Source organism: Massilia oculi (genome assembly GCF_017582745.1).
Lineage (GTDB): Bacteria > Pseudomonadota > Gammaproteobacteria > Burkholderiales > Burkholderiaceae_D > Telluria > Telluria oculi_A.
Genome location: NZ_JAFVIM010000013.1, coordinates 1 through 25,019 on the forward strand (window position 1 = coordinate 1; position 25,019 = coordinate 25,019).

Below are 25,019 nucleotides of genomic sequence, written 5' to 3' on the forward strand. Positions count from 1 at the left end.
CGAACAGGACCGTGAAACGACTTTGCGCCGATGATAGTGCTGCAACCAGTGTGAAAGTAGGTTATCGTCAGGCTAGTTATAAGAAAAACCCCATCGAGTGATCTCGGTGGGGTTTTTTGCTTTAACCGTGCCCGCCTTCACTCGAACCTGAAATTCACCCCCGCCATATACGTCGCCCCCGCATACGCATCGGTGTACACATTCGGCGTCCCATCCGCAAACTGCGCAAATCCCCCCGTCGTGTTCCCCGTATGAATCCGTCCGAGATTGCGCCCCTCGAGGAACAATTCGATATTCTGATTGACCCGATACCCGATTTTCGCATCGATATACCGAGTCCCCAGCCGGAAGCTCGGCGCCCCGGGCGCATATACCGGATTGCGAACAGTGGTCAGCCCCTGCGCCGGATAATTGTTGATAGCGGTCGAATTACACCCCGATATGCAATTGAACTTCTCGGCCACGAACTGCACCGCCACCCTGGCCGATAATTTGCCATCGTCATACCACAGCGACGCATTCCAGGAATGGTGGGGCTCGCCGGCCACCGGCATGACGGCACCGGTCAGCAGGTCGCGCACGGCGGTCCCGGTCAGCTTGGACTTGTTGCGCGTGTAGTTGGCGTCCACGCCAAGATAGCGCAGATACCACGGCAGGAAGGTGAATGCGGCCTTCCCCGATACCTCGTAGCCCGTGCGGGTGTTCGGCAATTGATTGATCCAGCGACGGTAGTCGAACTGCTGGTCTGCCAGCGGCTTGCCGGTCTGGCCGTCCACCTGGTCCGAGCCGGCAAACAGCGCGGCCGCACTGACCGCCTCGATCAGCGTCGGTGCACCGATGACGCCCTCCTGCCGGTAGACGGCGCCGGCGAGCATGTAGTTCTTGTTGGGATACCACTCGAGCGACAGGTTCTGGTTGTGGTTAGTCATCGGCTCCAGCGACGGATTGCCCATGGTGCCGGAGCAATATTGCGCGCGAGGCTCGCCGTCCGCATCGAGCTGGTCGGTGAAGCGCTCGTCGTAGAAGCAGGTGCCGCTCGGGATCAGGCGACCGCCGGGCGGACGTGCGACGGTCTTGCCCCAGTTGTAGCGCAGTACGAGTTCGTTGGGCAGGAACCAGGTGTTCAGGTTGATCGAGGGCAGGTAGTCGGTGCTGACGTCCGAGATCTCGGTATCCCGGCGGTAGATCGCCGTCGTCACACCGTTGGCATTCTCCGGGTCGGCGGGATTGAAGCTCGGGTTCTTCACCGTCGACTGGAAGGTCAGCTGTCCGGTGCCGACCACCCCGGTGCGCACGATGCGCACGCCGACGTTGCCATCGAAGGCGATGCCGAACGGCAGCGGACGTTCGCTGAACGGTATGCGGTCCAGGCTGAAGTCCGTCATCAGGTAGCCCGCATCGACGGTTTCCACCAGCTTGTTCATCGGCTGGGCATACATCTGGCCGTCGCTGCCGGCGCAGGATTTCACGCAATCGAGGTTGTAGTTCGGTACGCCGAGCAGGTCATAGAGCTTGCCGATGTCGATCTCGGTCCAGCCGCTGATCAGCCCTGCCGGACGATCGGGATCGCCACCGTAGAACTGGGATGTCGGCTGCTTCGTATAGACTTGCGCGAAAATGTCCCGGAACTGGTCGGCGGTGATCTGGATCGTCCCGCCGAGGTTGGCGCGCGGGTCGGCATTGGGGGTATAGCCGTATTGACATGGCCGCCCGCCTGCCCCCAGCGAGCCGGGGGTGTCTTCGCAAATCTGGTAGGTGGTGCGCAGGTTTTTGTTGGGGACGTAAATGCCGGGAATATAGCCTGGCGTCCCCCAGGTGCCCTGGGGTTCCTGGACGGTCATGCCGCCGGTGCCCCAGGCCGAGTAGTCGCTCTTGCGGCGGTTGTAGCCGATCTTGAAGCGCGGCAGATAGCCATTGGTGAAATCGCTGGTGTTGAAGGCCACATCGAGTTTCACGGTGCGCTCGGTCTGCTCGTTGATGCGCGCATTCTGCAGCGACAGCGTCCGCGCCGGATCGATCAGCGGTAACTGGTCCGCGGTATAGGCGGGCGTCGCCGGTGCGAATGCACTGCCGGCGAACGCGGCGAGCGCAGGCTGCGGCCGCAGCGCGAAGTAGTTGTTGGGATTGTTGGGGTCGAAGCTCCCGGTCGGCTTGTAATCCCAGATACCGTTCGATAACAAGGTTGCCTGGACGGGCCCCGTGTAGCCGCTCAGGCCGGCGCGCCGCTCGTAGCGCGAGAAGTCGCTGCGCGCATCGCCTAACAACAGCTCGGCGAATACATAGCGATTCTTGTAGGTGCCGCCAGCCTGGGTGTAACGCGATTTTTCCCGAATATTGAGCATGGTGTTTTCGACACCGAAACCGCCATCGGCAATCGTGTAGCCCTTCAAATGGTGGTTCGCGTCGACCGTGACCGAGTTCGGATCAATATTCGACGTCGACCCGTTGGCGGCGCCCCCGGCACGCCAGCTCAGGTCCGGATACAGGAAATAGCCGGACCCGAGGGCCACGTTTCGCGTCGCCCATGCGCCGTTCGGCAACTGGGTCGTCGACACCGCGTCGGTAAAGGATGGGCCGATATAGCCATTCGGACCGGTGACCGAGTTGACGTTGAAGGCCGGGCCGCCATAGCCCGCGCTGCTCGCTTCCGAGACGATATTGCGTGACGAGCGGCTGTGCTTGACGTAGACCTGCAGACCGTCGCTGACCTTGAAATCCAGGCGGATGTCGCCCGAGTTGCGATCTTCGTCCTGGCGATTCACGAAGTAGCGGGTACTGCTCGGCACGTAATCATTCCATTGCCCCAGGCAGGACAGCAGCTCCGTCTGGCGCTGGTTGATCGCATTGGTACGGGTGGCGCCAGCCACGATGGCGTTCGCCTGGGCTTCGGTCAGCAATGGAAATGCCTGGTAACACGCCGCCTTGGTTTGCGCAGCGGCCGATTTGGCCACGATTTCCTGCGGTGTGGCTGCATTGAACGTGCCGCCACCGATGAGATTCGATGTCAGCAGCGGTGTCGTCGACAGCGGATCGTCCAGTTTGACGGTATTCGGTTGGAACGAGAACGTTTTTTCCGGCGAGTTGTCGAAATCGAGCGGACGATAGGCGCCGACGGCACTGCTGCTGCCGCCCTGGTTGATCGAGTGCGACTCCTGGGCAACCTTGCTCCTGGAAAGATTGACCAGCACGCCCAGCCGGTCGTTCATCAGTTTTTTTACGCCGACGAGGTTCAGGTTGGGATTGAGTTTCTCGTTGAGCGTGTTCTGCATTCCCGCGACACGCATCGACAGGTAATCCTTCTTGAAGTCCAGGCCATTCCGGGTGGTGATGCGCACCGAGCCGCCAAGCGATCCTTCCACCATGTCGGCCGTGGAGCCTTTCACCACGTCCACGCTCTTGATCAGGTCGGACGACAGCTGGCGCATCTCGACGGCGCGTCCACCGGCCTGGTCCGAGCCGGCGTTCATCCCGCCCAGCAGGTCGGCGCCGCCAGCGGACTGTACGCCCTGTCCATCGAGTTCCACACGGGTCAGTTCCGGACCATTGCCCCGGATCGAGACCGAGATTCCTTCACCAAAGTCGCCACGGTCCACGGCCACCCCGGCGATCCGGGAAATCGCATCCGCCACGTTCCGGTCCGGGAAGGCGCCCACGTCTTCCGCCACGATGGAATCCTGGGCGGTGTCGGCTTTTTTCTTCCTGCCGATCGCGCTTTCCTGGGCCTGCCGCGTACCCACCACGCGTACGGTGGTGGGGGCACTGGCGGGACTGCTTGTCGTCGTATCCTGCTCCGTTTGCCCGGCCTGTTGCGCGTGCACTGGTGTGCCGGTTGCAAGCGAAGCCAGCGCCATCGCAACCGCACCGGACAGACGCCGTGTACGGCAATGCATTGCTGTATGCCTGTTCATTCTCGTCTCCGTAATCTTTTTTGTGGATCGCCAGATTACGGCCCGCTAATGCACTAGTGCATGTCTTACGGAAAAGAATCACGGAGTTGATTACGCTGGAAAGTCGGCGGTATGCGCTCACCATAAGTTGTCGGCGGCGGCGCCGGCCGGCGCGCCTCCTTGCTGCGCCCGCCTGAATTACTGCGCCGTCACCGTCACCGGCTCGGCCGCCGGAGCCACGCTTTGCCCGCGGCTGATGCTGTCGCCATCGTTGCGGCGCAGGCGCCAGAACACGGCCGAGGAGAGCAGGGTCAGCACCGCCAGGACGGCGAAGCCATGGTGCAGGGCCTGCGTCACCTGGCCCTGGTTGGTCTGCGATACGCCGCCCAGGAACCAGGCGGTGACGATCGAGCCGGCCGCCAGGCCAAAGCTCATCGACAATTGCTGGAACGAGCTGGAAATCGTGCTGGCCATGCTGGTATCGGCCGGCTCGACGTCGGCATAGGCCAGCGTATTCATGCTCGAGAACTGCAGCGAGTTGAAGAAGCCCTGCATCAGGCCGATGCCGACGATCACCGCCAGCGGCGTGCCGGCATCCACCAGCGTGAACATCGCGATGGTCACGCCGATCATGATCGTATTCACCAGCAGCACCCGGCGATAGCCGAAGCGCGCCAGCAAGCCGGGCGCGAACACCTTCATGCCCATCGCCGCCAGCGCGGCCGGCATCATCAGCAAGCCCGATTGCCACGCCGGCAGTCCCAGGCCGAGCTGGTACAGCAGCGGCAGCAGGAAGGGCAGGCCGCCGACGCCGAGACGGGTGAGGAAGCCTCCGAGCACGGCGATGCGGAAGGTGCGCACCTTGAGCAAGGTCAGGCGCAAGAGCGGGAACTTGATGCGGCAGGCATGCCAGGCATAGGCGCCCAGCAGGCCGATTGCCAGCAGGAACAGCAGGCCGGCCGTCATGCCATCGAGCGTATGCTCGCCAAACACTTCCAGCACCCAGGACAGCAGGGCGGTGCCGCTGCTGAACAGGATCAGGCCAACTACATCGAGCGGACGCCGCTGTTCGGAGCGATAGTCAGGCATATGGCGCCAGACAAAATACAGCGCAGCCAGTCCAACCGGGATATTGACGAAGAAGATAACGCGCCACGAGGTCCAGTGCACGATCAGGCCGCCGACCGTCGGCCCCAGCAGCGGTCCGATCAGGGCAGGGATGATGACGAAGTTCATCGCCCCCAGTAGCTCGTTCTTGGGGAAGGTGCGCACGATCGACAGGCGGCCGATCGGGATCATCATGGCGCCCCCCAGTCCCTGCAGCAGCCGGGCGCCGGTCATCATGTGGGCGCTCACTGACAGCCCGCACAGCACCGATGCGAAGGTGAAGACGGCAATGGCCGTGAAGAATACGCGCCGGGTGCCGAAGCGGTCGGCCATCCACCCGCTCAAGGGAATGCCGACTGCAAGGCCGAGGATGTAGCTGGTGACGACCGATTTCAGGCTCAGCGGGGTGACGCCGAGGCTGGCGGCAATGCTCGGAATGGCGGTATTGACGATGGTCGCATCGAGCTGCTCCATGAACAGGGCGGTCGCGACGAGCCAGGGAAGATAGCGCTTGAGGGTGGGCGAAGGGGTCAATCGGGCCTCGTGAAAACGGCAGGCGGCAGTGGCCGCCAGAGGCCCGATTGTGTCACAAACTGCAAGACGGCCGCGCCATGGACCGGCCGCTGCCGGCCCATGCGCGCATCGTGGACATCAGAAGCGGTAAGCCGCCTTGGCGATGAACCAGTTGGCGCCCGCGTTCGGGCTCTTGATGCTGGCGTTCGAGTAGTGCTGGTACTTCAGGCCGAAGTCCCACTTCTGGGTGGTGTAGCCGATGCCGATATGGTCGCCGAACTGGAAGGCGGTCGACAGTTCCTTGTCTTCGTTCTTGTACAGGGTCGAGAACAGGTTGACGCCGATACCGATCTCGCCATACAGGCCGAGCTTGTTGTCATTCTGGTAGCGGAACACCGGGGTGAAGCCGATGACGCCGATGTTCTTGTTCTGGCCGCGCACGTTCTCGTAGGAATTCAGGCGCCACAGGGCCAGGTTGCCTTCCCAGTAGCCCGACAGGTGACGGCCGTTGCCGGCGAACCAGCGCTTGTCCCAATCGGACTGGACCGCGATGCGGTACATGCGCTGCTGCGGGTTGGTGCCGACTTCGAACGAAGCCGAGTCGATGTAGCCATTGCCGACGGTGGACTGGGCAGAGGCGAACGGAGCGAACAGCGCGGCGCAGAGAGCAGCCAGGGCGCCGATTTTCTTGGTAGTGAGCATGGTTATCCTTGGAAAGGAAAAAGCGACATTCTTGTTTGATGCGCTATTGTACTAGCGAGAACAATAGCGTGCTGGCGGCCACGCAACCATGTAGCGAAGGTATCATAGACGCCCGCCGCAACCGACCCACATCAATAACAATGGCCGAACCAATCGAACCCACGATCGCTCCTCTGTACCCGCTCGCCGCTCCGATGGCGCGCCAGCCCGAACCCGCGGTGCTGCCGCACGATCCGGTGGGCGAGCATATCGCCGCCCATCTCGGCAAGCCCGCCCTGTACTTCCACGAGACCCAGGCCGACGGCGTCCAGGTCGACATCCACGTGATCGGGCCGACCGAATCCTATCCCTATGTGCGCCTGGTGACGTCGGGCATGAGCAAGCAGCCAATGAACGTGCCGGAAGGCGCGCCGGCTTATGCCGAGCTCATGATGGCCCTGCCGGCGAACTGGCAGCTGGACGAGGCCGCGATGCAGGACGAGCGCTGGTACTGGCCGGTCGCCCTGCTGCGCCACCTGGCGCACTATCCGCATAAAGAGCGTACCTGGATCGGCCTCGGCCACTCCCTGCCGAACGGCAACCCGGCCAAGCCGTACATCGCCGGCATCGGCTTCTGCGGCGCCGTCGTGCTGCCGCCGGTATCGAGCCCGGAACCATTCCACTCGGTCATGGTCGACGGCAAGGACGTCTATTTCCACTGCGTCGTGCCGCTCTACAAGGAAGAGCTGAACCTGGCGCGCCGCCGTGGCTTCGCGGAACTGATCGACAAGTTCAACGAGTACGACGTCACCGACGTGGTCGACCCGGCGCGCAAGAACACGGCCCGGAAGAAATTCCTCGGGCTGTTCTAAGCCTCAGGCCACAGGCAGGCTCATCTCCGCCAGCCGCACCCAGTAGCTGGCGCCGATCGGCAGCAGGTTGTCGTTGAAGTCGTAGCTGGCATTGTGCAGCTGGCAAGGGCCGAGCCCATGGCCGCCGGCGCGGTGGTCGCCTTCGCCATTGCCGATGAAGACATAGCAGCCAGGCTTGGCCTGCAGCATGAAGGCGAAGTCCTCGGCGCCCATGGTCGGCTCGACATCGGCATTGACCTGGGCCGCGCCCGCCACCGCGCGCATCGCCTCGATCGCGAACGCGGTTTGTTCCGGATGGTTCACCAGCGGCGGGTAATTGCGCTTGAAACCGAAGTCGATGCTGGCGCCAAAGCCGGCCGCGATGCCATTCGCCATCTCCTGCATGCGGCGCTCGACCAGGTCGAGCACTTCGGTGGTGAAGGTGCGCACCGTGCCGACCAGCTCGGCTTCATCGGGGATGATATTGGTGGCGCTGCCGGCATGGATTTGCGTGATCGACAGCACCGCGGTGTGCAGCGGGTTCTTCTCGCGCGAGACGATGGTCTGCCAGGCTTGCGCGATCTGCACCGCCACCATCACCGGATCGATGCCGCGATGCGGCTGCGCGGCGTGCGCGCCCTTGCCGCGCACGGTCACGCGGAACTCGTTACTCGAGGCCATCATCGGGCCGGAGACGACGCCGAAATGCCCTTCCGGAATGCCTGGCCAATTGTGCATGCCATACACGGCGTCCATCGGGAAGCGCTCGAACAGGCCGTCGTCGATCATGCGCTTCGCGCCGCCGCCGCCTTCCTCGGCCGGCTGGAAGATCAGGTACACGGTGCCGTCGAAATTACGGTGCTGCGCCAGGTAGTGGGCGGCGCCGAGCAGCATCGCGGTGTGGCCGTCATGGCCGCAGGCGTGCATCTTGCCCGCGTGGGTCGAGGCATGCGCGAAGCCGTTCAATTCCTGCATCGGCAGCGCGTCCATGTCGGCGCGCAGGCCGATCGCGCGTTCCGAGGTGCCGTTCTTGATGATGCCGACCACGCCGGTCACGCCCAGGCCGCGCACCACGGGAATGCCCCACGCGCTCAGGCGTTCGGCAACGATTTCGGCGGTACGGTGTTCTTCGTAGCACAGCTCCGGGTGGGCATGCAGGTCACGTCGGATGGCCTGGATCTCTGCTTGAGATGCCAGGATAGGTTCCACTAGTTTCATCGTGTTCTCCTCGCTGTTTGCGAATGTGTCACCACGCTGTCCAGCCTTTGCATGGCATCGTTTTAACTATTGTAGCGTGCCTCAAACAGACTTGACAGAGGAGGTCACGAAGCCTGCCGGAATCGGATAAAGTATTGGATTCACGCAGTTTTTTCACCGTAGCCTCATAAGAAAATGACCATTACCCACGTCCGTGCGACCTGCCCCCACGATTGTCCCGACACCTGCGCCATCCTCGTCAAAGTCGAAGACGGTGTCGCGAAAGAAGTGAAGGGCGATCCGGAGCATCCGACCACGGCCGGGGTGTTGTGCACCAAGGTGTCGCGCTATGTCGAGCGCACCTATCACCCGGACCGCGTGCTGTATCCGATGCGCCGCGTGGGCCGCAAGGGAGAAGGGAAATTCGAACGCATCAGCTGGGACGAAGCCCTCGATGAAATCGCCAGTCGCCTGAAGCCGATCGCCGCGCGCGACCCGCAAGCCATCCTGCCCTACAGCTACTGCGGCACCATGGGCCTGGTGCAGGGCGAATCGATGTCGCTGCGCTTCTTTAATAAACTGGGCGCCTCGCTGCTCGATCGCACCATCTGCGCCACCGCCGGCGCCACCGGTTATCGCTATACCATCGGCAGTTCGATCGGCACCGACCTCGAGGAGTTCCAGGACGCCAGGCTGATCCTGATCTGGGGCGGCAACCCGATCGCATCCAACCTGCATTTCTGGATGCGCGCGCAAGAGGCCAAGCGCCGTGGCGCGACGCTGATCGCGATCGATCCCTATCGCTCCCTGACCGCAGAAAAATGCCATCAGCACATCGCCCTGTTGCCGGGCACCGACGCGGCGCTGGCGCTGGGCATGATGCACGTCCTGATCAAGGAAGACCTGCTCGACCACGACTATATCGAGCAATACACCCTGGGCTTCGAGCCCCTGAAGGCGCGCGCGCTCGAGTGGACGCCGGAACGCACCGCGCAAACCTGCGGCATCACGGTCGACGAAGTGGTCAACCTGGCGCGCCTGTACGGGCAGACCGTCAAGAATGGCGATGCAGCCGCGATCCGCGTCAACTATGGCATCCAGCGCGTGCGCGGCGGCGGCATGGCGGTGCGCAACATCACCTGCCTGCCGGCGCTGGTGGGCGCCTGGCGCCTGCCGGCCGGCGGCATCCAGCTGTCGACCTCGGCGTCGTTCCCGACCAACCGCCCGGCCTTGCAGCGCCCGGATCTCTTGGGGGGCCGCACGCCGCGCACGATCAATATGACCACCATCGGCGACGACCTGCTCAGGGAGGCGTCGCCCGAGTTCGGCCCGAAGATCGAGGCCGTCATCGTCTACAACGCCAATCCGCTGGCGATCGCGCCCGATTCGCGCAAGGTGCAGCAGGGCTTCGAGCGCGAAGACCTGTTCACCGTGGTGCTCGAGCACTTCCACACCGATAGCGCCGACTATGCCGACATCCTGCTGCCGGCCACCACCCAGCTCGAGCACGTCGATGCGCACCTGGCCTATGGCCACCTGTACATGATGGCGAATAATGCCGCCATCGCCCCCATCGGCGAATCGAAGCCGAACACCGAATTCTTCCGCCTGCTGGCGGCGCGCATGGGTTACGACGACCCGTGCTTCCAGGAGAGCGACGACGAGATCGCGGCCCAGGCCTTCAATAAAAGCGATGCGCGCGCGATCCACTTCGACTGGGATTCGCTCAAGCGCAGCGGCTGGAAAAAGCTGAACATGCCGGCCGCGCCTTTCGCCGAGGGCGGTTTCACGACCCCGTCCGGCAAGTGCGAGTTCTTCTCCGAGAGCATGCTGGCCGATGGGCTCGATCCGGTGCCCACTTATATTCCGCCTTACGAGTCTGTTGCTTCTAACCCTGACTTGGCCGAAAAGTACCCGCTGGCGATGATTTCTCCGCCGGCACGGAACTTCCTCAACTCGACGTTTGTCAATGTAAAGAGCTTGCGCGCAACTGAGGGCGAACCGCACCTCGACATCCACCCGAACGACGCTGCGGCACGCGGCATCGCCCACGGTGACATGGCGCGTATTTTTAACGACCGCGGTTCGTTCATCGCCCGCGCACGCGTGACCGACAAGGCGCGTGCTGGATTGGTGGTGGGCTTGTCAGTCTGGTGGAAGAAACTCGCCAGCGACGGCAAGAACGCCAATGAAGTCACCAGCCAGCGTTTGACCGACATGGGCCGGGCGCCCACTTTCTACGACACCCTCGTGCAGGTCGAAAGAGCTGCACCCTTGACGCGAGATGAAACCCTCTAGATTTTCCCAGGCCTTCAAGCCAGTCATGGTCGCGGCAGCCGCGGCCCTCATGTTGTCAAGCTGCTCATCCCTCTCCTACTACACCCAGGCCGCGCAAGGCCAGCTGCAATTGCTGACCAATGCGCGACCGATCGACGACTGGATCGCCGATAGCAACACCAACGTCAAGCTGCGCCACCGCCTCGAATCGGCGCGCCAGATCCGCCGCTTCGCCATCCAGGAAATGAAGCTGCCCGACAACGGCAGCTATACCAACTACACCAATCTCGGCCGGCCCTACGTGTTGTGGAACGTGGTCGCCACGCCCGAGCTGTCGCTCAAGCCCATCCAGTGGTGCTTCCCGGTGGCCGGCTGCGTGAGCTATCGCGGCTACTACAGCAAGGCCGAGGCCCAGGCGTATGCAAAGAAACTGCGCGCGCAGGGCAACGACGTCGAGGTCGGGGGCGTGAGCGCCTATTCGACCCTGGGCTGGTTCAGCGATCCCCTGATGTCGACCTTCATCAATTATCCGGACGCCGAGCTGGCGCGCCTGATCTTCCATGAACTGGCGCACCAGGTGGTCTATGTCGCGGGCGATTCGCAGTTCAACGAATCCTTTGCCAGCGCGGTCGAGCAGGCCGGCGTGGAAGCCTGGCTCGAGCGCTTCGGCAATCCCCAGATGAGCGAAGCATACGAGCGCTATAAAACCCGCAAGAGCGACTTCCTGGCGCTGCTGCTGCGCTATCGCGGCGAGCTGGAACGTACGTACAAGAGCATGGAGCCCGACAGCGTCAAGCGCGCCACCAAGGCGCGCCTGTTCCTGGCGCTGCAGGACGACTACCAGGTGCTCAAGGCGAACTGGGGCGGCTACGCCGGCTACGACCGCTTCTTCGCCGAACCGCTGTCGAATGCCCACCTGGCCTCGGTGGCGACGTATAACGATTTCGTGCCGGCGTTTCGCGTTTTGCTGCGCCGCGAGAAGACGTGGCGCGGCTTCTACAAGGCCGTCAACCAACTTGCCAAGCTCGACAAGGAAGAGCGTCATCGCGTGCTCAAGCGCCTGGGTGGGACGGCCACGCCGGGCACGCTGGTGGTGCAGCGCACCATGGGAGCGTCGCCGTAGAGGGCCGGTTCCAATCGCGGTAAAACCGCTTGCGCACAGGGGCGCTGCCCGATAGCATCACCATCAGCGATGGCAAACCTATAAGCCACGTGCGCAGGCGCGCCCGGCAAGCACCTCCGGCCGCCCGACCAGAACGATAAAAATCGAGACAGAGGTGAGCGATGGACAAAATTTGGCTGCAGTCGTATCCCCCAGGCGTGCCGGCGGAGATTGATCCGGATCAATACCGCTCCTTGGTGCATTTGCTCGAAGAGTCCTTCAGCAAGTTCGCGGACCGCAAAGCCTATGTGTGCATGGACAAGTTCCTCACCTACGGCGAACTCGATATGTATTCGAAGCGGCTGGCCGCCTGGCTGCAGAGCCGCGGCCTGGCCCCCGGCGCGCGCGTGGCGATCATGATGCCGAACGTGCTGCAGTATCCGATCGCGCTGGCCGCCGTGCTGCGCGCCGGCTACAGCGTCGTCAACGTCAATCCGCTGTACACCGCGCGCGAACTGGAACATCAAATCAGCGATTCGGGCAGCGAAGCGATCATCGTGCTGGAGAACTTCGCCCACACCGTGCAGAAGGTGATGGGCAAGACCCCGCTGCGCCATGTGGTGGTGGCCAGCATGGGCGAGATGCTGGGCGGCGTGAAGGGCATGCTGGTCAACTTCGTGGTCCGCAACGTCAAGAAGATGGTGCCCGAGTTCTCGCTGCAGAACATGGTCACCTTCAAGGACGCGCTGGCCCAGGGCGAGCGCATGCCGTTCAAGCCGGCCGAGCTCAAGGTCGACGACGTCGCCTTCCTGCAGTACACGGGCGGCACCACCGGCGTCTCGAAGGGTGCCACGCTCACCCACCGCAACGTGATCGCCAACGTGCTGCAGAGCGAGGCATGGTCGCAGCCGGCGCTGGGCGAGGCGGGCGGCGAGCAGGTCACGATCGTGTGCGCGCTGCCGCTGTACCACATCTTCGCACTCACCGCCTGCGCGATGTGGGGCATGCGCATGGGCGCCCTGAACGTCCTGATCGTCAATCCGCGCGACATCCCGGCCTTCGTCAAGGAACTGGCAAAATACCGCTTCAACATGCTGCCGGCGGTGAACACGCTGTACAACGCGCTGGCCAACAATCCCGATTTCGCCCACCTCGACTTCTCGGCGCTGCGGGTCTGCAACGGCGGCGGCATGGCGGTGCAAAAGCCCGTGGCCGACAAGTGGCGCCAGATCACCGGCGTGGCCATCATCGAAGGCTACGGCCTGTCCGAGACCTCGCCGGTGGCCACCTGCAACCGCGCCGACGGCACCGAATTCACCGGCACCATCGGCCTGCCGGTGCCGTCGACCGACATCGCGATCATCGACGACGAAGGCCGCCACATGGCGCCGGGCGAGATCGGCGAGATCGCCATCCGCGGCCCGCAGGTGATGACCGGCTACTGGAACCGGCCGGACGAAACCGCGAAGGTGATGACCGCCGACGGCTTCTTCCGCTCGGGCGACGTCGGCATCATGGATACCGCCGGCTTCGTGAAGATCGTCGACCGCAAGAAGGACATGATCCTGGTCTCGGGTTTCAACGTCTATCCGAACGAGCTCGAAGGCGTGATCGCCGGCCATGCGGGCGTGCTCGAATGCGCCGTGGTCGGGGTGCCGGACGACCATTCGGGCGAGGCGGTCAAGGTATTCGTGGTAAAGAAAGACCCTGGCCTCACGGCCGAGCAGCTGATGGACTACTGCAAGCAGCAGTTCACCGGCTACAAGCGACCGAAGTACATCGAATTCCGCGACGAGCTGCCGAAGACCAACGTCGGCAAGATCCTGAGGCGCGCGCTGAGGGACGAGAAAAAGCAGGCGGAGACGGTGGCATAAGCATTGTGACGGGACTACCCCGGCGAAAGCCGCCCCGTCGGGCGGCTTTCGCGTTTTATTGGAACCAACAAGGAAGGCAGGACAGATGGACAAATTTTGGCTCTCGTCGTACGAGAACGGCGTGGCGACGGAAATCGATCCGACCCAGTACCGCTCGCTGACGCATTTGCTGGAGGAGGCGTTTCGCAAGTACGCCGACCGCAAGGCCTATGCCTGCATGGGCAAGTCCATCACGTTCGCGGAGCTCGATGCGATGTCGCAGCGCATGGCGGCCTGGCTGCAGGCGCGTGGACTGAAGCCGGGCGCGCGCGTGGCGATCATGCTGCCCAACGTGCTGCAGTATCCGGTGGCGCTGGCCGCCGTGCTGCGCGCCGGCTACGTGGTCGTCAACGTCAACCCGCTGTACACGCCGCGCGAGCTGCAGCACCAGCTGGTCGACTCGGGCGCCGAGGCGATCGTGGTGCTCGAGAACTTCGCCCACACGCTGGAGCAGGTGGTGCGCCAGACGAGCGTCAAGCACATCGTTTTGGCGACCATGGGCGACCTGCTGGGCGGCCTGAAAGGCACGCTGGTCAACCTGGTGGTGCGCAAGGTCAAGAAGATGGTGCCGGCCTATTCGCTGCCGGGCGCGATCGGCTTCAACAAGGTGCTGGCCGACGGCGCGCGCGAAACCCTCAAGCCGGTCGCGATCGGCCACGACGACATCGCCTTCCTGCAGTACACGGGCGGCACCACCGGCGTGTCGAAGGGCGCGGTGCTGCTGCACCGCCACGTGATCGCCAACGTGCTGCAGAACGAGGCCTGGTTCGCCCCGACCCTCGGCAAGCTGAAGTCCGGCGAACAGCCGCAATTCGCCTGCGCGCTGCCGCTGTACCACATCTATGCGCTCACGGTCTGCGCGCTGCTGGGCCTGCGCATCGGCGGCATGAACCTGTTGATCCCGAACCCGCGCGACATCAAGGGTTTCATCAAGGAGCTCGGCGGCTACCGCATCAATATTTTCCCGGCCGTGAACACGCTGTACAACGGCCTGCTCAACAACGACGATTTCGCCAGGCTCGATTTCTCGGGCCTGATGGTGTGCCCGGGCGGCGGCATGGCGGTGCAGAAGGCCGTGGCCGACAAATGGCTCAAGACCACCGGCATCCCGATCGTCGAAGGCTACGGCCTGTCCGAGACTTCGCCGGTGGTGACCGCCAACCGCTGCGACATCACCGATTTCACGGGCACCATCGGCCTGCCGCTGCCGTCGACCGAGCTGCGCATCCTGGACGAAGCGGGCAACGAAGTCCCGTTCGGCACCGCCGGCGAGATCGCCGTGCGCGGCCCGCAGGTGATGGCCGGCTACTGGCAGCGCGACGACGAGACGGCCAAGGTCATGACCGCCGACGGCTTCTTCAAGACCGGCGACATCGGCATCATGGACGACAAGGGCTATACCCGCATCGTCGACCGCAAGAAGGACATGATCCTGGTGTCGGGCTTCAACGTCTATCCGAACGAAGTGGAGGGCGTGGTGGCCGCGCACCCGGGCGTGCTGGAAGTGGCGTGCGTGGGCGTGCCGGACCAGAACTCGGGCGAGGCCGTCAAGCTGTACGTGGTGAAGAAGGACGCCGACCTCACCACCGAACAGCTCAAGGAGTTCTGCAAGGAACAGCTGACCGGCTACAAGCGACCCAAGTTCATCGAATTCCGCGAGACCCTGCCGAAGACGAACGTCGGCAAGATCCTGCGGCGCGAACTGCGGGACGAGAAGAAGACTGCCTGATGCTCAAGGCCGCCGATCCGGCGGCCTTTTTCTTACCGGTGCGCCACCAGCGATTCGAGCGGCGGCAGCTGGCGCGGCTTGCGGTCAGGGCCGGTGGCGACATAGGTCAGCGTCGCCTCGGTCACCTTGACCACCTCGGCCGCCAGGCGGTTGCGCTCGGCGTACACCTCGACGAAGACGGTGACCGAGGTGTTGCCGACCTTGGTGATGTCGGCATAGAACGACAGCAGGTCGCCCACGAACACCGGGTTCTTGAACAGGAAGGAGTTGACGGCGATGGTCGCCACGCGGCCATTGGCGCGGCGGGTGGCCGGCAGCGAGCCGGCCAGGTCGACCTGGGCCATGATCCAGCCGCCGAACACGTCGCCGTACACATTGGCGTCGGACGGGGCGGGCATGACGCGCAGTTCCGGCATCTTGCCTGCGGGGAGGCGGACGGTGGTGGGCGTGGTGACGGTGTTTTCGGGCGTGGTCATCGTGAATTCTCGGTAAAAGCTACAATCGACCCGAATTGAACCATAAATCCCGAAGCCCCGTCATGCGCCGCAACTCCGCTCCACTCCCGCCCGATCCCAAAGCCGGTCCCCGCAACGACTGGGCCACCCTCAAAACGCTGTTCCCCTACCTGTGGGTCTACAAGTGGCGGGTGATGGCCGCCATGGCCGCGCTGGTCGGCGCAAAACTGGCCAACGTCGGCGTGCCGCTGGTGCTCAAGAAGATCATCGACGGCCTGGCGATCGACCCGGCGCACCCGCATGCGCTGCTGGTGCTGCCGCTCGGGTTGCTGGTCGGCTACGGCCTGCTGCGCCTGTCGATGACGGTCTTCACCGAGTTGCGCGAGTTCCTGTTCGCGCGCGTGACCCAGCGCGCGGTGCGCACCATCGCGCTCAAGGTGTTCCGCCACCTGCACGCGCTGTCGCTGCGCTTCCACCTGAACCGCCAGACCGGCGGCATGACGCGCGACATCGAGCGCGGCACGCGCGGCGTGAATACCCTGATCTCGTATTCGCTGTTCAGCATCGTGCCGACGCTGGTCGAGATCTCGCTGGTGCTGGCCTACCTGGTGTTCCACTACGATATCTGGTTCACCATCATCACCGCGGTGGCGCTGACGTCCTACATCACCTTCACGGTGGTCGTGACCGAGTGGCGCACGCACTTCCGGCGTACGATGAACGAGCTGGAGTCAAAAGCCTCGACCAAGGCGATCGACTCGCTGCTCAACTACGAGACCGTCAAGTACTTCGGCAACGAGGACTACGAGGCGCGCCGCTACGACGAAGGCCTCAAGAACTACGAGAACGCCGGCGTGCGCTCGCAGACCTCCTTGTCGTTCCTGAATACCGGCCAGTCCCTGATCATCGCCACCGCGGTCACCCTGATCCTGTGGCGCGCAATCGAGGGCGTCATCGCCGGCACCATGACCCTGGGCGACCTGGTGCTGGTCAATACCTTCATGATCCAGCTGTATGTGCCGCTCAACTTCCTGGGCGTGATCTACCGCGAGATCAAGCAAAGCCTGGCCGACATGGAGCGCCTGTTCGGGCTGCTGGACCAGAACCGCGAAGTGGCCGACAGCCCCAAGGCCCAGCCGCTGGTGACGAAGGGCGCCGAGGTCGCGTTCTCGCACGTCGAGTTCAGCTACGAAGCCAAGCGGCAGATCCTGTTCGACGTCGACTTCACGATTCCCGCCGGGACCACGACCGCGGTGGTGGGGCACAGCGGCTCGGGCAAGTCGACCCTGTCGCGGCTGCTGTTCCGCTTCTACGACGTGAATGGCGGCGCGATCCGCATCGATGGCCAGGACCTGCGCGACATCACCCAGGACTCGCTGCGCGCCGCGATCGGCATTGTGCCGCAGGACACGGTGCTGTTCAACGACACGATCGAACACAACATCGCCTATGGCCGGCCCGGCGCCAGCCGTGACGACATCGTGGCGGCCGCGCGCGCGGCGTCGATCCACGACTTCATCGAGAGCCTGCCGGACGGCTACGGGAGCATGGTGGGCGAGCGCGGCCTGAAACTGTCGGGCGGCGAAAAGCAGCGGGTGGCGATCGCGCGCACCCTGCTCAAGGACCCGGCGATCCTGATTTTCGACGAGGCCACGTCGGCCCTCGATTCGCGCTCGGAGCAGGCGATCCAGGCGCAATTGAAGGAGATCGCGAAGAACCGCACGACCCTGGTGATCGCGCACCGCCTGTCGACGATCGCCGATGCGCAGCAGATCATCGTGCTCGACCACGGCAGGATCGTCGAGCGCGGCACGCACTATTCTCTGCTGGCGGCGCAGGGCCTGTACGCGCAGATGTGGGAACGGCAGCTGGCGCGGCCGGATGAGGATGTGGCGTCGCCGCCGCTGGAGTTGGATTCCGTTGAACGCGTCGGCGGCATAGCCGCCAACCCTACGTAGGGTCGGCGGGTTCTCCCGCCGACGCGTCCAACCGGCCCGTGATTAATACGTATAGAACATCCGCTGGATGTTCTTGGTATCGGTCGTCCTGGTCAACGCCAGCATCAGGAGAATGCGCGCCTTCTGCGGGCTCAGGGTATCGGCCACCACGAAGTCCAGCTCGTCGTCATTGGCCTCGCCATTGCGCGCCACGATGCCCTGGCCGACGCGGCTCGCGCGCACGATCACGACGCCGTCCTTGCGCGCCTTGACCAGCGCCGGCCTGATTTTCGCCGGCAGGCTGCCGTTGCCCACGCCCGCATGCACCAGCCCCCTGGCGCCGGCCGCGACCAGCGCATTCACGGCGACGTCGCCCACGTTCGCATACGCATAGGCCACGTCGACCTGCGGCAGCGCATCGAGTTTGCTCACGTCGAACTCGGTGTCCAGCGTGTGCTTGCGCCCCACGTTACGGTAGAAGAACGGCTTGCCGCCCTGGATGTAGCCGATCACGCCCAGTTCCGAGGTACGGAAGGTGTCGGTCGTGGTGGTGTTGGCCTTGGTGACGTCGCGCGCCGAATGGATCTGGTCGTTCATCGCCACCAGCACGCCGCGGTCCGCCGCCTCCGGCGTGCCGGCCAGGCGCACCGCGTTGTACAGGTTGATCGGGCCATCGGCCGACAGCGCGGTCGACGGCCGCATCGAACCGACCAGCACCACCGGCTTCCTGCTCTTGACCGTCAGGTGCAGGAAATACGCCGTTTCTTCCAGCGTGTCGGTGCCGTGGGTGATCACGATGCCGTCCACGTTCGGCTGCGCCAGCAGCACGTTGACGCGCTTGGCAAGTTGCAGCCATTGCGCGTCGCTGATGTTCTCGCTGGCGATCTGGAACACCTGCTCGCCGGTGACATTCGCCACCTTGGCGATCTCGGGCACCGCCGCGATCAGCGATTGCACGCCCACGGTGGCGGCGGTGTAGCCGACCGTGGTGGTGCTGGTGGCGCCGGTGCCGGCGATGGTGCCGCCGGTGGCGAGGATGGTCACGTTCGGCAGCTTTGCCGTCTGGGCTTGCACGGCTGCGGCCGCGAACATGAACATAAAGCCGCACAGCATGGTGCGTACGGCTTGGGGGAACTGCTTGGACATCGTGTTACTACCTTTCTAAAACCGGCGGGACGCCCTGGAAATCAGGGCTTCTTGTAGACCACGCCATCCTTCATCACAAACTTGACCTGCTCGAGCACTTTCACGTCCTGCAGGGGATCGCCCTCGACCGCGATGATGTCGGCCGCGAAGCCGGCGTCGATCGCACCCAGGCGCTTCGGCTGGTCGAGCAGGATGGCCGCGTTCACGGTGGCCGAGCGGATCGCATCAAGCGGCGTCATGCCCGCTTCGACCATATAGCCGAATTCCTTGGCATTGTCGCCATGCGGGAACACGCCGGCGTCAGTGCCGAAGGCGATCTTCACGCCGGCCTTATAGGCGCGGCCGAAGGTGGCTTGCAGCTGCGGGCCGATCGCGGCCGCCTTCGGACGCACCAGGGCGGAATAATAATTCGGTTCCTTGGCCTTGTCCGCCACGTAGCGGCCGGCCGAGATGGTCGGCACGTACCAGCCGCCGCCTTTCTTGAACAGCGCGATGACCTCGTCGTCCATCAGGGTGCCGTGCTCGATCGAGTCGACCCCGACGCGCAGCGCGCGCTTCATGCCTTCGGCGCCGTGGGCGTGGGCCGCGACGCGGAAACCGTAGTCCTTCGCGGTGCTCACCACGGCGCGCAGCTCGTCCTCGGTGTACTGCGAGTTGTGGCCGCTGGCGGCCTGGCTCAGCACGCCGCCGGTGGCGGTGACCTTGATCAGGTCGGCGCCATCCTTGTAGCGGGTGCGCACCGCCTGGCGCGCTTCCTCGGGGCTGTTCAATACACCCTCGGTCGGGCCGGGCGTGCCGATCTTCTCGGACAGGAAGTGCGACAGGTTGTTGGTCGGGTCGGCGTGGCCGCCGGTGGTGGCCAGCGATTTGCCGGCGGTGAACATGCGCGGGCCCGGCACTTCGCCGGCGGCGATGGCGCGCTTGAGCGAGATGTTCAGGTTGTCGGCGGCGCCCAGGTCGCGCACCGTGGTGAAGCCGGCCATCAGGGTGCGCTCGGCGTACTTCACCGAACGATAGGCCATGTCGGCCGGATTGGCGGCCAGACGGTCGCGGTAGGCGTCGACCGCCGGCTGGGTTTCGCTGGTCAGGTGCACGTGCATGTCGATCAGGCCCGGCAGGCAGCTGTGGCGAGACAGGTCGATATTGCCGGCAGCTTGCGTCATCGGTCCCACCGAGACGATGCTGCCGTTCTCGATCACGATGCTGACGCGCTCGCGCCATGCGCCTTTCTGGACGTCCAGCAGCCGGCCGCAGTCGACCGTCTGGGTGGCGGCGTGCGCGCTGTTCAGGGCCAGCAGCATGCCGGCGGCAACCATCTGTTTCATCTCTTTCCCCTTGTTGTGATTATCGATGTTGAAAAAACAAAGGCCCTCCATTGCTGGAAGGCCTCGGGCACTACGGGTAGCCGTTCACCACCCCTACTTCAGCGGTGAGATGGCGGGTTCCTTGTTGGGTTCTCCCAGGTCGCCCTCCCACTTGGCGACGACGGCGGTGGCGATGCCGTTGCCGATCACGTTGGTGGCCGAGCGCGCCATGTCCAGGAAGTGGTCGATCGCCAGCAGCAGCAAGAGGCCAGCTTCCGGGATGTCGAATTGGTTCAGGGTCGCGGCGATCACGACCAGCGAGGCGCGCGGCACGCCGGCCATGCCTTTCGAGGTCAGCATCAGCACCAGCATCATGGTGATCTGGGTGCCCAGCGACAGTTCGATGCCGTAGGCCTGGGCGATGAAGACGGCCGCGAAGGTGCAGTACATCATCGAGCCGTCCAGGTTGAACGAGTAGCCGATCGGCAGCACGAACGAGGCCAGGCGGTTCTTGACGCCGAAGCGCTCCAGGCTTTCCAGGGTGCGCGGGAAGGCGGCTTCGGACGAGGCGGTCGAGAAGGCCAGCACGGTCGGGCCGCGCAGCTCGGAGATCAGGCGCAGGATGCGCGGGCCGATCACGGCCATGCCGATGCCGATCAGGACGACCCACAGCAGCGCGATGCCGAAGTAGAACTGGGCCATGAAGATGCCGTAGGTCGACAGCACGCCCAGGCCGCTCTTGGCGATGATGCCGGCCACCGCCGCGAACACCGCGATCGGGGCGAAGTTCATCACGTAGCCGGTCAGCTTGAGCATGACGTGGGCGACGCCGTCGATGGCGTCGATCATCGGCGTGGCGCGCGCGCCGACGGCGGCGGCGGCGGTGCCGAAGAACACCGAGAACACCACGATCTGCAGGATCTCGTTCTTGGCCATGCCGTCGACGATCGAGGTCGGGATCAGGTGGGTGATGAAGTCCTTCATCGTCAGGCTGCCGCTGGTGATGCCCGAGGTCGCGTCGACCGGCGGCATCATGCCCGCCGCGTGCAGCGCGTCGCCCGGACGGAAGATGTTCACCAGGACCAGGCCCAGCGACAGCGAGATGATCGAGGCGATCACGAACCAGCCCAGCGCCTTGACGCCGATGCGGCCCACTTCCTTGGCGTCGCCCATCTTGGCGATGCCGACCACCAGGGTCGCGAACACCAGCGGCGCGATGATCATCTTGATCAGGCGGAGGAACATCGTGGTAATCAGCGACATCGTGTCGGAGAAGCTCGTCGCGCCCGCCGTGTCCGTATTGGCGTTGACCAGGTAGCCGACCACGATGCCGACCACCAGGGCGATCATGATGAAGGTAGTCAGGCGATTTCGATTGTTCATAAAGCTTCCTGTCGTGTGGACCTGTGCAGGGCCGGCGGCGGCGGATCGCGCTGTCGCTGGCGGATTGTTCGGGCAATGACCGGTTTTCGAGGACCGAAGGCCGGTTGGTTCTGAAGATTATGGCAAGTTCCGCAGTATCCTAGGCACTGTTAGTGCTGTCAAGCATGCTTACATGCTTGCCGTTGCGGCAATTCTCGACGATGTTCGGGGCCGTTGGGCGCACCGGGCGCGCCGTCGCGCAGGTAAAATACGCCATTCGTTTTCCGAGAGCCGCCATGTCCACCATCGAGACCCCAGACACCATCACCATCACCCGTCCAGACGACTGGCACCTGCACCTGCGCGACGGCGCGGCGATGGCCAGCGTATTGCCGCACACCGCCCGCCAGTTCGGCCGCGCGATCGTGATGCCGAACCTGCGCCCGCCGGTGACCACGGCTGCCGCCGCCCTTGAGTACCGCGCGCGCATCCTGGCCGCGCTGCCGGAAGGGATGCGCTTCGAACCCTTGATGACGCTGTACCTGACCGACAACACCGATCCGGACGAGATCCGCCGCGCCCAGGACACCGGCTTCATCCACGCGGTCAAGCTGTACCCGGCCGGCGCCACCACCAACTCGGACGCCGGCGTCACCGACCTGAAAAAGTGCTACAAGACGCTGGAAGTGATGCAGGAAGTGGGCATGCCGCTGCTGGTGCATGGCGAAGTGACCGACAACGAGATCGACCTGTTCGACCGCGAAGCCGTGTTCATCGAGCGCGTGATGCGCCCGCTGCGTAAAGACATGCCGGCGCTGAACGTGGTGTTCGAGCACATCACCACCAAGGACGCGGCCCAGTACGTGGCCGAGGCCGAGGGCCCGATCGCGGCCACCATCACCGCCCACCACCTGCTGTACAACCGCAACGAGATCTTCCGCGGCGGCATCCGCCCGCACTTCTACTGCCTGCCGGTGCTCAAGCGCGAAGAACACCGCCTGGCGCTGGTCACCGCCGCCACCAGCGGCGACGAGCGCTTCTTCCTGGGCACCGACTCGGCCCCGCATGCGGTGCACACCAAGTACGCCGCCTGCGGCTGCGCCGGCTGCTACACCGCGCTGCACGCGATGGAGATGTATACCGAAGCCTTCGCCCAGGCCGGCGCGCTCGACAAACTGGAAGCCTTCGCCAGCTTCAACGGCCCGGCGTTCTATAACCTGCCGCGCAACGAGGGCACGATCACCCTCAAGCGCGAAAGCTGGACCCTGCCGGAGTCGGTGCCGATGGGCGAACACCAGCTGGTGCCGCTGAACGCGGGCGAGAGCATCAACTGGAAGATGGTATAAGCAGTACCGTGCTGCCGCCGATCGACTGGGCGCAGCCGTGGTACGACTCGGTGCGCCCAAGCTTTGAACGCGCCGCGCCGCCGCCGGACGGCTTTATCGACGCCTTCAACGTGGCGGCGCGCGCGCTCGACCTCCGCAATGGCGTTGGCATGCCGCTGTCCTTCGTGCCGCAAGCCGCGCTGCCGGAAGGGATGGCCTATGAAGAATTCATCGGCGCCACCGGCCAGGTGCCGACACGCGACAACCTGCACGATTTCTTCAATGCGCTGGTGTGGCAGACTTTCCCGGGCATCAAGCGCACGCTGAACGCACTGCAGGCGGCGCAGATCGCGCAGGCCGGCGTCGGCAAGTCGCGCGGGCCTGCGCGCGATGCCGCCACCATCTTCGACGAGAACGCGGCCTTGCTGGTCGTGCGCGACGATGAAGCCGGGCGGGCGCTGGTCGACGACTTGCGTGCGCACCGCTGGCTCGCCGCCCTGTACGATCGGCGTGATATGTTCGGCAGGGATGTCGAGGTCTGGCTGTTCGGCCACGCGCTGATGGAAAAGCTGGTGGCGCCGCGCAAGGCGATCACCGCGCATACGCGGGTGGTGTTCGCCGGCGACGATTACTTTGCGCTGGCAGCCGATGCGCGCCGCGCCTGGCTCGACCGCGAGGTTGCGGCCAGCCTGGCGAATGAAGAGCTTACGCCGGGCGGCTTCACGCCCTTGCAGGTGCTGGGCATTCCAGGCTGGTGGCCCGGACAAGACCCTGAATTTTATCTGGATACGACTGTGTTCCGTCCCAAGCGGACGGCTTGAATGGGAGAGGCCGATGGCTGAAACGGTACGCTGGGGAATTCTCGGCACGGGCAAGATTTCGCGTGCCTTTGCCAATGCATTGAAGGACGTGCCGGGCGCCGTGCTGGCGGCCGTGGGTTCGCGCAGCCAGGACAAGGCCGCGGCCTTCGCCGAGGAATTCGGCGCGCTGGCAAGCTACGGCTCGTGCGAGCTGCTGGCCCAGGCCGATGGCATCGACCTGATCTACATCGGCACGCCGCATCCGGAACATGCCGGCAACGCCCTGATGGCGCTGCGCGCCGGCAAGGGCGTGCTGTGCGAGAAGCCGTTCACGATGAACCTGCGCGAGGCCGAGCAGGTGGTGACGCTGGCGCGCTCGAAACGCCTGTTCCTGATGGAGGCGATGTGGACGCGCTACCTGCCGGCCTACCTGGAGGTGAAACGCATCCTGGCCTCGGGCGAGATCGGCACCCCGCGCCAGGTCGTCGCCGATTTCGGCTTCGCGGCCGCCTTCGGGCCCGAGCACCGCGTCTTCAATCCCGAGCTGGGCGGCGGCGCGCTGCTCGACCTGGGCATTTATCCGCTGTCGGTCGCGGCCGGCCTGCTGGGTCCCGTGCTCGAAGTGCGCGCCCAGGCCGAGATGGGCCCGACCGGTGTCGATGTGCAGACCGGCTTCACGCTCAAGCACGAAGGCGGCGGCATGTCGGTCTGCAGCTGCTCCTTCCTGGCGCGCACGCCGGCCGAGCTGACCGTGTCGGGCGAGCGCGGCCAGGTGCGGATGAACACCATGTTCCACCGCGCCACCTCGGTCACCGTCAAGCTGGACGACGGCAGCGAGCGCACGATCGAGACCCCATATCTCGGCAACGGCTATGTGCACGAAGCGATCGAGGCCCAGCGCTGCTGGCAGCAGGGGCTGCTGGAAAGCCCGTCGATGACCCAGGGCGAGACGCTGGCGCTGATGGGCGTGATGGATGAGATCCGGCGCCAGATCGGCCTGCGTTACGCGGCCGACCGCGTTTGAGGCGGATGCCATGAAGCTCGGGAGCGTCACGCCGATCCTGCGCATCTTCGACGAGGCCAAGGCCAGGGAGTTCTATGTCGACTACCTCGGCTTCACGGTCGACTGGGACCACCGGTTCGGTCCCGGCATGCCGCTCTACCTGCAGGTGTCGCGCGGTGACTGCGTGCTGCACCTGAGTGAGCATCATGGCGATTGCTGTCCCGGCGCTGCGCTGCGCATCGAGGTCGATGATGTCGATGGCCTGCACGCCGAGCTGGCCGCCAAACAATATGGTTATGCGCGGCCCGGGATCGAGGACACGCCGTGGGAGACGCGCGAGCTGAGCGTCAAGGATCCGTTTGGGAACCGGCTGACCTTCGCCGGCGCGTGATGGTCTCGACCACGCGGCGGCAGTGGTGAGGAAGCGCGC

Annotated in this window: 18 protein-coding genes; 10 read left to right on the forward strand and 8 right to left on the reverse strand. The window is 64.4% G+C overall.

All coding sequences use genetic code 11. The annotated features are described in order from the left end of the window. Nucleotides 1–137: 137 nt before the first annotated feature. The 3 genes from J3U95_RS15765 to J3U95_RS15775 form a co-directional block, all read right to left on the reverse strand. Nucleotides 138–3,818, reverse strand: coding sequence for a TonB-dependent receptor (locus J3U95_RS15765; RefSeq protein ID WP_370662078.1), 3,681 nt, complete (start codon nt 3,816–3,818; stop codon nt 138–140). 267 nt (nt 3,819–4,085) lie between these two features. Next, on the reverse strand, nt 4,086–5,528 hold the full coding sequence (locus J3U95_RS15770) for a DHA2 family efflux MFS transporter permease subunit (protein ID WP_208279575.1): 1,443 nt from the start codon (nt 5,526–5,528) through the stop codon (nt 4,086–4,088). 117 nt (nt 5,529–5,645) lie between these two features. Further along, on the reverse strand, nt 5,646–6,209 hold the full coding sequence (locus tag J3U95_RS15775; protein ID WP_208279577.1) for an acyloxyacyl hydrolase: 564 nt from the start codon (nt 6,207–6,209) through the stop codon (nt 5,646–5,648). 140 nt (nt 6,210–6,349) lie between these two features. Between J3U95_RS15775 and J3U95_RS15780 the strand changes: the two genes are divergently transcribed. Continuing rightward, nucleotides 6,350–7,060: a suppressor of fused domain protein gene (locus tag J3U95_RS15780; protein WP_229519875.1), complete on the forward strand. Its 711-nt coding sequence runs from the start codon at nt 6,350–6,352 to the stop codon at nt 7,058–7,060. Nucleotides 7,061–7,063: 3 nt separating this feature from the next. Here the strand turns inward: J3U95_RS15780 and J3U95_RS15785 are convergent, their stop codons facing one another. Beyond that, a complete protein-coding gene (locus tag J3U95_RS15785) occupies nt 7,064–8,257 on the reverse strand; it encodes a M20 aminoacylase family protein (protein WP_208279579.1) in 1,194 nt (397 codons plus the stop codon). Between the two features lie 174 nt (nt 8,258–8,431). Here J3U95_RS15785 and J3U95_RS15790 point away from each other — a divergent pair, with 174 nt between their 5' ends. The 4 genes from J3U95_RS15790 (at nt 8,432) to J3U95_RS15805 (ending at nt 15,257) form a co-directional block, all read left to right on the forward strand. Further along, complete coding sequence (locus J3U95_RS15790) at nt 8,432–10,534, forward strand: molybdopterin-containing oxidoreductase family protein (protein ID WP_208279581.1); 2,103 nt, start codon at nt 8,432–8,434, stop codon at nt 10,532–10,534. A gap of 25 nt (nt 10,535–10,559) precedes the next feature. Next, nucleotides 10,560–11,636 carry an aminopeptidase gene (locus J3U95_RS15795; protein WP_208279780.1) on the forward strand — a complete coding sequence of 359 codons (1,077 nt, stop codon included), beginning with the start codon at nt 10,560–10,562 and terminating at the stop codon, nt 11,634–11,636. A gap of 161 nt (nt 11,637–11,797) precedes the next feature. Next, nucleotides 11,798–13,489 (forward strand): long-chain-fatty-acid--CoA ligase, encoded by a 1,692-nt coding sequence (locus J3U95_RS15800; protein WP_208279583.1) that lies wholly within the window; start codon nt 11,798–11,800, stop codon nt 13,487–13,489. A gap of 85 nt (nt 13,490–13,574) precedes the next feature. Next, the gene (locus J3U95_RS15805) at nt 13,575–15,257 is read left to right on the forward strand and encodes a long-chain-fatty-acid--CoA ligase (RefSeq protein ID WP_208279585.1); all 1,683 of its coding nucleotides are present in this window, start codon (nt 13,575–13,577) and stop codon (nt 15,255–15,257) included. Between the two features lie 32 nt (nt 15,258–15,289). Here J3U95_RS15805 and J3U95_RS15810 read toward each other — a convergent pair whose 3' ends face one another. Continuing rightward, on the reverse strand, nt 15,290–15,733 hold the full coding sequence (locus J3U95_RS15810) for an acyl-CoA thioesterase (RefSeq protein WP_071361140.1): 444 nt from the start codon (nt 15,731–15,733) through the stop codon (nt 15,290–15,292). A 62-nt stretch (nt 15,734–15,795) separates the two neighbouring features. On the opposite strand from J3U95_RS15810, the gene J3U95_RS15815 reads away from it, so the two are divergent. Next, entirely contained in the window at nt 15,796–17,670 is a 1,875-nt protein-coding gene (locus J3U95_RS15815) for an ABCB family ABC transporter ATP-binding protein/permease (protein WP_208279587.1), read from the forward strand. Nucleotides 17,671–17,712: 42 nt separating this feature from the next. Here J3U95_RS15815 and J3U95_RS15820 read toward each other — a convergent pair whose 3' ends face one another. From J3U95_RS15820 to J3U95_RS15830, 3 genes are all read right to left on the reverse strand, one after another. Then, on the reverse strand, nt 17,713–18,747 hold the full coding sequence (locus J3U95_RS15820; protein WP_229519880.1) for a type II asparaginase: 1,035 nt from the start codon (nt 18,745–18,747) through the stop codon (nt 17,713–17,715). An 89-nt stretch (nt 18,748–18,836) separates the two neighbouring features. After that, nucleotides 18,837–20,120, reverse strand: coding sequence for a metal-dependent hydrolase family protein (locus J3U95_RS15825; protein ID WP_208279591.1), 1,284 nt, complete (start codon nt 20,118–20,120; stop codon nt 18,837–18,839). Nucleotides 20,121–20,213: 93 nt separating this feature from the next. Next, entirely contained in the window at nt 20,214–21,482 is a 1,269-nt protein-coding gene (locus J3U95_RS15830; protein WP_208279593.1) for a dicarboxylate/amino acid:cation symporter, read from the reverse strand. Nucleotides 21,483–21,757: 275 nt separating this feature from the next. Here J3U95_RS15830 and pyrC point away from each other — a divergent pair, with 275 nt between their 5' ends. The 4 genes from pyrC to J3U95_RS15850 are packed head-to-tail and all read left to right on the forward strand — an operon-like array spanning nt 21,758 to nt 24,980. Further along, nucleotides 21,758–22,807: a dihydroorotase gene (pyrC, locus tag J3U95_RS15835; protein WP_208279595.1), complete on the forward strand. Its 1,050-nt coding sequence runs from the start codon at nt 21,758–21,760 to the stop codon at nt 22,805–22,807. Between the two features lie 8 nt (nt 22,808–22,815). After that, nucleotides 22,816–23,607 (forward strand): DUF3025 domain-containing protein, encoded by a 792-nt coding sequence (locus J3U95_RS15840; RefSeq protein ID WP_208279597.1) that lies wholly within the window; start codon nt 22,816–22,818, stop codon nt 23,605–23,607. Between the two features lie 13 nt (nt 23,608–23,620). Then, on the forward strand, nt 23,621–24,610 hold the full coding sequence (locus J3U95_RS15845; protein ID WP_208279599.1) for a Gfo/Idh/MocA family protein: 990 nt from the start codon (nt 23,621–23,623) through the stop codon (nt 24,608–24,610). Between the two features lie 10 nt (nt 24,611–24,620). Further along, a complete protein-coding gene (locus J3U95_RS15850) occupies nt 24,621–24,980 on the forward strand; it encodes a glyoxalase superfamily protein (protein WP_208279601.1) in 360 nt (119 codons plus the stop codon). Nucleotides 24,981–25,019 lie beyond the last annotated feature (39 nt).

What these genes read in the sequence shown, in the direction of transcription:
- J3U95_RS15810 (WP_071361140.1), bottom strand. Translation starts at nt 15,733, where the DNA reads ATGACCACGCCCGAAAACACCGTCACCACGCCCACCACCGTCCGCCTC.
- J3U95_RS15820 (WP_229519880.1), bottom strand. Translation starts at nt 18,747, where the DNA reads ATGTTCATGTTCGCGGCCGCAGCCGTGCAAGCCCAGACGGCAAAGCTG.
- J3U95_RS15830 (WP_208279593.1), bottom strand. Translation starts at nt 21,482, where the DNA reads ATGAACAATCGAAATCGCCTGACTACCTTCATCATGATCGCCCTGGTG.
- pyrC (WP_208279595.1), top strand. Translation starts at nt 21,758, where the DNA reads ATGTCCACCATCGAGACCCCAGACACCATCACCATCACCCGTCCAGAC.
- J3U95_RS15805 (WP_208279585.1), top strand. Translation starts at nt 13,575, where the DNA reads ATGGACAAATTTTGGCTCTCGTCGTACGAGAACGGCGTGGCGACGGAA.
- J3U95_RS15845 (WP_208279599.1), top strand. Translation starts at nt 23,621, where the DNA reads ATGGCTGAAACGGTACGCTGGGGAATTCTCGGCACGGGCAAGATTTCG.
- J3U95_RS15780 (WP_229519875.1), top strand. Translation starts at nt 6,350, where the DNA reads ATGGCCGAACCAATCGAACCCACGATCGCTCCTCTGTACCCGCTCGCC.
- J3U95_RS15815 (WP_208279587.1), top strand. Translation starts at nt 15,796, where the DNA reads ATGCGCCGCAACTCCGCTCCACTCCCGCCCGATCCCAAAGCCGGTCCC.
- J3U95_RS15790 (WP_208279581.1), top strand. Translation starts at nt 8,432, where the DNA reads ATGACCATTACCCACGTCCGTGCGACCTGCCCCCACGATTGTCCCGAC.
- J3U95_RS15795 (WP_208279780.1), top strand. Translation starts at nt 10,560, where the DNA reads ATGGTCGCGGCAGCCGCGGCCCTCATGTTGTCAAGCTGCTCATCCCTC.
- J3U95_RS15775 (WP_208279577.1), bottom strand. Translation starts at nt 6,209, where the DNA reads ATGCTCACTACCAAGAAAATCGGCGCCCTGGCTGCTCTCTGCGCCGCG.
- J3U95_RS15800 (WP_208279583.1), top strand. Translation starts at nt 11,798, where the DNA reads ATGGACAAAATTTGGCTGCAGTCGTATCCCCCAGGCGTGCCGGCGGAG.
- J3U95_RS15785 (WP_208279579.1), bottom strand. Translation starts at nt 8,257, where the DNA reads ATGAAACTAGTGGAACCTATCCTGGCATCTCAAGCAGAGATCCAGGCC.
- J3U95_RS15850 (WP_208279601.1), top strand. Translation starts at nt 24,621, where the DNA reads ATGAAGCTCGGGAGCGTCACGCCGATCCTGCGCATCTTCGACGAGGCC.
- J3U95_RS15825 (WP_208279591.1), bottom strand. Translation starts at nt 20,120, where the DNA reads ATGAAACAGATGGTTGCCGCCGGCATGCTGCTGGCCCTGAACAGCGCG.